This is a genomic window from Burkholderia sp. HAN2018 (assembly GCF_024704855.1).
GTDB classification, from domain to species: Bacteria; Pseudomonadota; Gammaproteobacteria; order Burkholderiales; family Burkholderiaceae; genus Burkholderia; species Burkholderia cepacia.
This window is the reverse complement of sequence record NZ_QOBB01000281.1, coordinates 1-8128: the sequence shown is the minus strand read 5'-3', so window position 1 is coordinate 8128 and position 8128 is coordinate 1. Positions and strand designations below refer to the sequence as shown.

Below are 8128 nucleotides of genomic sequence, written 5' to 3'. Positions count from 1 at the left end.
GGCCGACCGGCTGACCCGCATCGCCCTCCCCGCCAGCCGCGATCGTCGACGCCGCCGCGATCTTCTGGAACTGCTGCTGCGCCTGCGCGCCCAGCTCCTGGCGAAGCTGCGCGAGATTGCGCCCCATCGCGAGCTGGCGGCCGTGCTCGTCGATCACCTTGAAGTTCATGAACAGGTGCGCGGGCAGCGTCTCGAGCTTGAAATCGGCCGTTTTCATCGCGACCTGCGTCTCGCCGCGCACGTCGGCGATCAGCGCCTCGACAAGGCCGCCCGCGCCGAAGCGCTCGCGGCCCATCCGCTCGACGAAGCCGGCCGCGTATTCGGGCAGCGGCACGCAGTGCCGGCGCAGCTTCTGCGGCAGCGACTTCAGCAGCAACTGCACCTTTTCCTTCAGCATCCCCGGCACGAGCCACTCGCAGCGGCGCGCGTCGACCTGGTTCAGCGCATACAGCGGCACCGCGAGCGTCACGCCGTCGCGCGGCGTGCCCGGCTCGAAGTGATACGTGAGCGCCATCTCGACGCCGGCCATCGTCGCGCGCTTCGGGAACAGCTCGGTCGTCACGCCGGCCGCCTCGTGGCGCATCAGGTCGTCGCGCGACAGGTACAGCAGCCGCTGCTTGTCCTCGGGCTGGCCGCCCTTCTTCACCTCGTCGCGATACCAGCGCTCGAATGCGGCGCCCGTGTGGATGCCCGCCGGAATCGCCTGGTCGTAGTACGCGTAGATCAGCTCGTCGTCGACCAGCACGTCCTGCCGGCGCGACTTGTGCTCGAGCTGCTCGATGTCGGCGAGCAGCTTGCGGTTGTGCGCGAAGAACGGCAGCTTCGTGTCGAATTCGCCTTCGACCAGCGCGCCGCGGATGAACAGCTCGCGCGCCCGCGCCGGATCCTGCTTGCCGAACGCGACGCGCCGGCGGTGGTAGATCGGCAGCCCGTACAGCGTCGCGCGCTCGAACGCGCTGACCTGCGCCGGGCGCTTCTCCCAGTGCGGCTCCGACAGCGATTTCTTCAGCAGGTGCGCGCCGATCTTCTCGACCCACTCCGGCTCGATCTTCGCGAGGCAGCGCGCGTACAGCCGGCTCGTCTCGACGAGCTCGGCCGCCATCACCCAGCGGCCGGCCTTCTTCGCGAGCACGGAGCCCGGCCACAGGTAGAACTTGATCCCGCGCGCGCCGAGATAGTGCGGATCGTCATCGGCCTTCAGGCCGAGGTTGCCGAGCAGGCCCGTCAGCAGGGCCAGATGAACCTGTTCGTAAGTCGCCTCGGCTTCGTTGAGCCGCCAGCCGTGCTCGCGCACGACGGTCAGCAGCTGCGAATGGACGTCGCGCCACTCGCGCAGCCGCAGGTGCGACAGGAAGTTCTGCCGGCATGCGTCGACGAGCTGGCGGTTCGACTTCTTGTGCGCGACCGCCTCTTCGAACCACGCCCAGATCTTCAGCCACTGCAGGAACTCGGAACGCTCGTCGGCGAACCGGCGGTGCGCCTGGTCGGCCTGCTCCTGCGCTTCGATCGGGCGGTCGCGCGGGTCCTGCACGGACAGCGCGCTCGCGATGATCAGCACCTCGCGCAGCGACTGCTGGTCGCGCGCGGCGAGAATCATCCGGCCGACGCGCGGGTCGAGCGGCAGCCGCGCGAGTTCGCGGCCGAGCGGCGTCAGCGCGTTGTCGTCGTCGACCGCGCCGAGCTCGTTGAGCAGCTGGTAGCCGTCCGCGATCGCGCGGCCGGGCGGCGGCTCGAGGAACGGGAACGATTCGATCGCCGTCAGGTGCAGCGACTTCATCCGCAGGATCACCGACGCGAGCGACGAGCGCAGGATTTCCGGATCGGTGAAGCGCGCCCGCGCCTGGTAGTCGCTTTCCTCGTACAAGCGGATGCAGACGCCGTCGGCCACGCGGCCGCAGCGGCCCGCGCGCTGGTTCGCGGCGGCCTGCGAGATCGACTCGACCTGCAGTTGCTCGACCTTGTTCCGGTACGAATAGCGCTTCACGCGCGCGAGGCCGGTATCGACGACGTAGCGGATGCCCGGCACCGTCAGCGAGGTTTCCGCCACGTTGGTCGCAAGCACGATCCGGCGCGCGTTCGATGCCTTGAACACCTTGTCCTGGTCGGCCGCCGAGAGCCGCGCGAACAGCGGCAGGATCTCGGTGTGCGGCGGATGGTGCTTGCGCAGCGCCTCGGCCGCCTCGCGGATCTCGCGTTCGCCGGGCAGGAACACCAGCACGTCGCCGGGGCCTTCGCGGCACAGTTCGTCGACCGCGTCGACGATCGCATCCATCAGGTCGCGCTCGGCTTCGCGCGCGGTCTTCACGCGATCGCGGCCGCCCGTGCCTTCGGCATTTTTCACGGCCGGGCGATCCTCGGCCACCGGCCGGTAGCGCATCTCGACCGGATACAGCCGCCCGCTCACCTCGATCACGGGCGCGGGACGCTCGTCGGTGCCGAAATGGCGCGCGAAGCGATCGGCGTCGATCGTCGCGGACGTGACGATCAGCTTCAGGTCCGGCCGCCTCGGCAGGATTTCCTTCAGGTAGCCGAGCAGGAAGTCGATGTTCAGGCTGCGCTCGTGCGCCTCGTCGATGATCAGCGTGTCGTACGCCTTCAGCAGCGGATCGGTCTGCGTCTCGGCGAGCAGGATCCCGTCCGTCATCAGCTTGACGGACGCGCCCGGCGCGAGATTGTCGGTGAAGCGCACCTTGTAGCCGACCACCTCGCCGAACGGCGTACCGAGTTCCTCGGCGATCCGCCGGCCGGTCGACGACGCGGCGAGCCGCCGCGGCTGCGTATGGCCGATCAGGCCCGTGCCGCCGGCGCCGAGGCCGCGGCCGAGATCGAGACAGATCTTCGGCAGCTGCGTGGTCTTGCCCGAGCCGGTTTCGCCGCAGACGATGACAACCTGATGACCGGCGATCGCGCGTGCGATTTCGTCGCGCTTGCCCGACACGGGCAGGCTTTCGGGGTACGTGATCGGCGGGACGGGGTTCGGCGCGACGACGGCGCGCGGCGGCCGCTCGCGGCGCGGGGAACGCTCGCCCGTTGCCTGGGGTGCGCCCTTCGCGGCGGACTGGCGCGCATCGCCGCGCCGTTCGTCACCGCGCGGCCCGCGCGGCGCGTCTGCCGGTTTGCCCGCCTGCTTTTCCTGCTGCTGGCGCGCTGGCTGGCCCTGCTGCTCGCGTGCGTCGGCCGCACCATCCGGGTGCCGGGCCGACGGCGTATTGGCCCGCGTCGGCGCGGGACTTTTAGAAACATTCGACATGGGGGCGCATTATAATCCCGCCCATGAATTCCCAAACCGACCTCCCCCCCGCCCAGACCGGCGCCGCGACGCCGCCGGCCGCCGACGATTCGGCCGCCAGTCACGCGCAGTTCGTCGACTGGATGCGCTCCGTCGCGCCCTATATCCACAAGTTCCGCAACAGCACGTTCGTCGTGGGGTTTGGCGGTGAGGTGGTGCAGCAGGGGCTCCTGAACGCGCTCGTGTCCGACATCGCGCTGCTGCAGGCGATGGGCATCCAGATCGTGCTGGTGCACGGTTCGCGCCCGCAGGTCGAGGAGCAGCTGAGCCTGCACGGTGTCGAATCCGAGTTTTCGCACGGCTTGCGCATCACCGATGCGCGCGCGCTCGAATCCGCGAAGGAAGCGGCCGGCGAAGTGCGTCTCGACATCGAGGCCGCGATCAGCCAGGGTCTGCCGAACTCGCCGATGGCGCACGCGCACATCAGCGTCGTGTCGGGCAACTTCGTGACCGCGCGGCCGGTGGGGATTCTCGACGGGGTCGATTTCGCGCATACGGGCATCGTGCGCAAGATCGACGCCGAGTCGATCCGTCACTCTCTCGCGAGCCGCAAGCTCGTGCTGCTGTCGCCGCTCGGCTTCTCGCCGACCGGCGAAGCGTTCAACCTGTCGATGGAAGACGTCGCGTCGGCCGCCGCGATCGCACTGCGCGCCGACAAGATCATCTTCCTGACCGAAGCGCCCGGCATCGTCGACGACGAAGGCGGGCTGGTGCGCGAAATGTCGCTCGACGCGGCCGCCGAGCTGCTCGATTCCGGCAACGTCCAGGGCGACGACGCGTTCTTCCTGAAGCACTCGATCCGCGCATGCCGCGGCGGCGTGACCCGGGCCCACCTGATCCCGCAGTCGCTCGACGGCAGCATGCTGCTCGAACTGTTCCTGCACGACGGCGTCGGCACGATGATCTCGTACGAGAACCTCGAGAGCCTGCGCGAAGCGACGCCGGACGACGTCGGCGGCATCCTGTCGCTGATCGAGCCGCTCGAGTCGGACGGCACGCTGGTGCGCCGCGGCCGCCACCAGATCGAACGCGACATCGACCACTTCTCGGTGATCGAGCACGATGGCGTGCTGTTCGGCTGCGCGGCGCTGTATCCGTACCAGCAGGAGAAGATCGGCGAGATGGCGTGCCTGACGGTCGCGCCGGAAGCGCAGGGCTCGGGCGACGGCGAACGCCTGCTCAAGCGCATCGAGCAGCGCGCCCGTGCGCGCGGCCTCACGCACATCTTCGTGCTCACGACGCGCACCGAGCACTGGTTCCTCAAGCGCGGCTTCGTCAAGGTCAGCGTCGACGACCTCCCCGAAGACCGCCGCAAACTCTATAACTGGCAGCGCAAGTCGCTCGTGCTGATGAAGCAGCTCTGAGCGCAGGCACGACTGCCCTCCCCCCAGTTCGATTACAGGAGAAGTACACGATGGCTCGAATGATTCAATGCGCGAAGCTCGGCAAGGAAGCCGAAGGCCTCGATTTCCCGCCGCTGCCGGGCGAACTCGGCAAGCGCATTTACGAGAGCGTCTCGAAGGAAGCGTGGCAGGGCTGGCTCAAGCAGCAGACGATGCTGATCAACGAGAACCGCCTGAACATGGCCGACCCGCGCGCGCGCCAGTACCTGATGAAGCAGACCGAGAAGTACTTCTTCGGCGACGGCGCGGACCAGGCGTCCGGCTACGTGCCGCCGACGGAAGGCTGATGATGCGATGCGCGCGGCCGGCAGCCTGCCGGCCGCGTGCTCCGGGAAAGACGGCACCGTGTTTCGCACGGTGCCGTTTTCTTTTGGCGACATGCGCTCGGGGCGTTCCCGCCTCCCGCGCGGCGGCAGGGCTTACCGCTCAGCCGGCCGGCTTCAGCGCACCGCCGTCGCCCGGCTGCGCGCTCCCGTCGGCCGCGGGTGCCGTGCTGCCGCCTTCGGTGCCCCATTCGGCCGCATCGCTGCGTTCGGCCGTCGACAGTTCGTCCGCGCGATACCCGGTGCGATTCAGCAGCGCGAGCATGCAGACGAGCGACACGAGCGCGTAAAGCCCCGACGCGACCGCGACGCCGACGATGCTGCCGGTCGTGTTGAGGATCGCCTGCGCGAGCACGGGCGTGCCGCCGCCGACGACGAGCGCGCTCAGCTGATACGCGAGCGACAGGCCCGTGTAGCGGATGTTCGCCGGGAACACGCGCGCCAGCACGCCGCCGACCGCGCCGTAGAACATCGCCGACGGAATCGTCGAGATGCACATGCCCGCGACGGCGACCCAATACGAACGCGTCGCGAGCGCATGGAACATCACCGGCATCAGCACGATTTCCGGAATCAGGATCCAGCACATCGCGCGGCGCATGTCGACCTTCGACACGAACCACGCGCCGACCGGCTGCATCAGGAACTGCACGACGAGCGAGATCGACAGGATGCCGAGAAACGTGCCCTGCGCGTAGCCGAGTTCCTTCGTCGCCCACGACAGCGCGAACGTGCTGCGGAAGTACGTGACGTTGATCACCGGCAGCGTGCCGGCCGCGAGCAGCACGACGACCCAGTGATCGCGCACGACGTCGCGCAGCGGCAGCTTCACGGTGCGCTTGCGCGCGAGCACGCGCTGCATGTCGGCCGACTCCTCGAGCCTCAGCCGGATCACCATGCCGATGATCACCAGCACGGCCGACAGCAAGAACGGAATGCGCCAGCCCCACATCAGGAACGACGGTGTCGGCAGCGCGCTCAGCGCGAAGAAGGCGGCCGTGGCCAGCAGGTTGCCGGTGGGCGAACCCTGCTGCGCGAACGCCGCGTACAGGATGCTGCGATGCTTCGGCGCGTTCTCGCTCGCGATCAGCACCGCGCCGCCCCACTCGCCGCCGACCGCGATGCCCTGCAGCACGCGCAGCGCGACGAGGCCGGCCGGCGCCCATACACCGATCCGCGCATAACCGGGCAGCAGGCCGATGCCGGTCGTCGCGAGCCCCATCATCACCAGCGTGATCACGAGCGCGGTCTTGCGGCCGACACGATCGCCGAGATGCCCGAACACGATGCCGCCCAGCGGCCGCGCGGCGAAGCCGGCCCAGAACGTGACGAACGCAAGCAGCGTCGCGACGCCGGGATCCATCCTGCTCGAAAAGAACACCTTGCCGAACACGAGCGCCGCGGCGGTGCCGTAAATGTAGAAGTCGTACCACTCGATCGTGGTGCCGACGAACGCCGCGAGGGCGGCGCGGCCGGGCCGCGGCTGCGGCGCGGCGGACGGGGATGGCTGACGGCTCATCGATGTCTCCATGTTTGTGTTTCCGGGGCGCGACTGCCGCGCGCCTTTCCCGGGTGGCCGGCATGGCGCCGCCGGCCGGCGGCGTCGTGTCAGCCGGGGGCTTCCCTCAGCACGCCGGCGTCGAGCAATTGCTGCTGGAGCGCGGGATCGACGCCGAGGCGATCGAGCACCGCGCGCGTGTCGCCGCCCAGCGCGGGCGGCGGCGAACGATAGGTAGCCGGCGTGCGCGACAGCTTCACCGGCGATGCGGTGCCGCGATACGCGCCGATCTCGACGAACAGGTTCCGGTGCAGCGCATGCGGATCGTGCGCGACGTCGGCCACCGTTCGCACCGGCCCGCACGGCACGCCGGCCGCCATCAGGTCGCGCGCGAGCGGCTCGCAAGCGTGCGCGGCGAGCCGCGCTTCCAGTTCGGCCTTCAGCTCGGGACGGTGCGCGCAGCGGTTGCGGTTGTCGACGAAACGCGGATCGCCCGCGAGCGCCGGCGCACCGAGATGCGCGACGAGCCGCGCGAACTGCCGGTCGTTGCCGATCGCGAGGAAGATCGGCACGGTCGCCGTGCGGTAGCTGTCGTATGGCGCGATGTTCGGATGCGCGTTGCCGCTGCGCGCCGGCACGCGCCCCGAACCGAAGAAGTTCGGCAGGTGCGGATGCAGCAGCGACACGCCGCAGTCGTACAGCGCGATGTCGATCGACTGTCCGCGCCCGCTCTTCTCGCGCTCCGCGAGCGCCAGCAGGATGCCCGCGAGCGCATTGAGGCCCGTGACCATGTCGACGATCGGCAGACCGATGCGCGTCGCTTCGCCGTCGCGCTCGCCGTTGACGCTCATCAGCCCCGCCATCGCCTGGATCACCGCGTCGTAGCCGGGCAGCCCGCCGAGCGGACCGTCCGCGCCGAAGCCCGTCACCGCGCAGTGGATCAGCCACGGGAAGCGCGGCTGCAAGTCGCGTGCATAGTCCATCCCCCAGCGCGCGAGCGTGCCCGGCTTGAAGTTCTCGACGAGCACGTCCGCCTCGTCGAGCAGGTGCCACAGGATCGCGCGCCCTTCGTCGCGCGACAGGTCGAGCGCGAGCCCTTCCTTGTTGCGGTTCACGCCCATGAAGTACCACGCGGTGTCGCCGAGGAACGGCGGCCCCCAGCCGCGCGTCTCGTCGCCGTCCGGCGGCTCGATCTTGACCACCGTCGCCCCGTGGTCAGCGAGTGCCTGCGTGCAGTACGGGCCGCCGAGCACGCGGCTCAGGTCGACGACCTTCAGGCCGTCCAGTGCGCCACGCGAGGCGGTCATCGTTCGACCTCCGGCAGCAGGTCGAGCGCGGTATCGAGCGCGATGGGCGTGCCGCGCAGCAGCGCAGCGCAGGCGGCGGATTCGTCGTCGCGCGATGCCGGCGCAAGCGGGTCGACCGGCAGCAGCTTGTGGCGCACGACCAGGTGCGCGAGCGCGAGACGCCGGAAATCCGGCGCGAGCCGCGCGCCCTCGCACGCCATCAGCACGGCCGCGCTTGCGTAGTACAGCGCGGACGCGGCCTGCCGCACGCGTGCGTCGTCGCCTTCCGCCGCGACCCGCGCAAGCGCGTCGCAGGCGCGCGCGAGGAT

General features: G+C 69.6%; 5 protein-coding genes and 1 pseudogene. 2 read left to right on the top strand and 4 right to left on the bottom strand.

The window, feature by feature from the left end:
• Positions 1-3250: ATP-dependent RNA helicase HrpA (gene hrpA, locus DPV74_RS36605; RefSeq protein ID WP_119338960.1), on the bottom strand; the 3250-nt coding region annotated here is incomplete at its 3' end.
• Between the two features lie 23 nt (positions 3251-3273).
• Here hrpA and argA point away from each other — a divergent pair.
• A complete protein-coding gene (gene argA / locus DPV74_RS36600) occupies positions 3274-4653 on the top strand; it encodes an amino-acid N-acetyltransferase (RefSeq protein WP_027786948.1) in 1380 nt (459 codons plus the stop codon).
• A 50-nt stretch (positions 4654-4703) separates the two neighbouring features.
• Positions 4704-4979: an oxidative damage protection protein gene (locus DPV74_RS36595; RefSeq protein ID WP_006478357.1), complete on the top strand. Its 276-nt coding sequence runs from the start codon at positions 4704-4706 to the stop codon at positions 4977-4979.
• A gap of 139 nt (positions 4980-5118) precedes the next feature.
• Here DPV74_RS36595 and DPV74_RS36590 read toward each other — a convergent pair whose 3' ends face one another.
• From DPV74_RS36590 to DPV74_RS36580, 3 genes and pseudogenes are all read right to left on the bottom strand, one after another.
• Positions 5119-6534 (bottom strand): MFS transporter, encoded by a 1416-nt coding sequence (locus tag DPV74_RS36590; protein WP_119338959.1) that lies wholly within the window; start codon positions 6532-6534, stop codon positions 5119-5121.
• A gap of 89 nt (positions 6535-6623) precedes the next feature.
• The gene (locus tag DPV74_RS36585; protein ID WP_119338958.1) at positions 6624-7820 is read right to left on the bottom strand and encodes a CaiB/BaiF CoA-transferase family protein; all 1197 of its coding nucleotides are present in this window, start codon (positions 7818-7820) and stop codon (positions 6624-6626) included.
• Positions 7817-8128: pseudogene (locus DPV74_RS36580) on the bottom strand (DNA alkylation response protein); the annotation flags it as partial. The gene DPV74_RS36585 and the pseudogene DPV74_RS36580, both read right to left, overlap by 4 nt.

Bases quoted from the DNA above. Each gene is read 5' to 3' on its own strand.
- DPV74_RS36595 (WP_006478357.1), top strand. From the start codon at position 4,704: ATGGCTCGAATGATTCAATGCGCGAAGCTCGGCAAGGAAGCCGAAGGC.
- argA (WP_027786948.1), top strand. From the start codon at position 3,274: ATGAATTCCCAAACCGACCTCCCCCCCGCCCAGACCGGCGCCGCGACG.
- DPV74_RS36590 (WP_119338959.1), bottom strand. From the start codon at position 6,534: ATGAGCCGTCAGCCATCCCCGTCCGCCGCGCCGCAGCCGCGGCCCGGC.
- DPV74_RS36585 (WP_119338958.1), bottom strand. From the start codon at position 7,820: ATGACCGCCTCGCGTGGCGCACTGGACGGCCTGAAGGTCGTCGACCTG.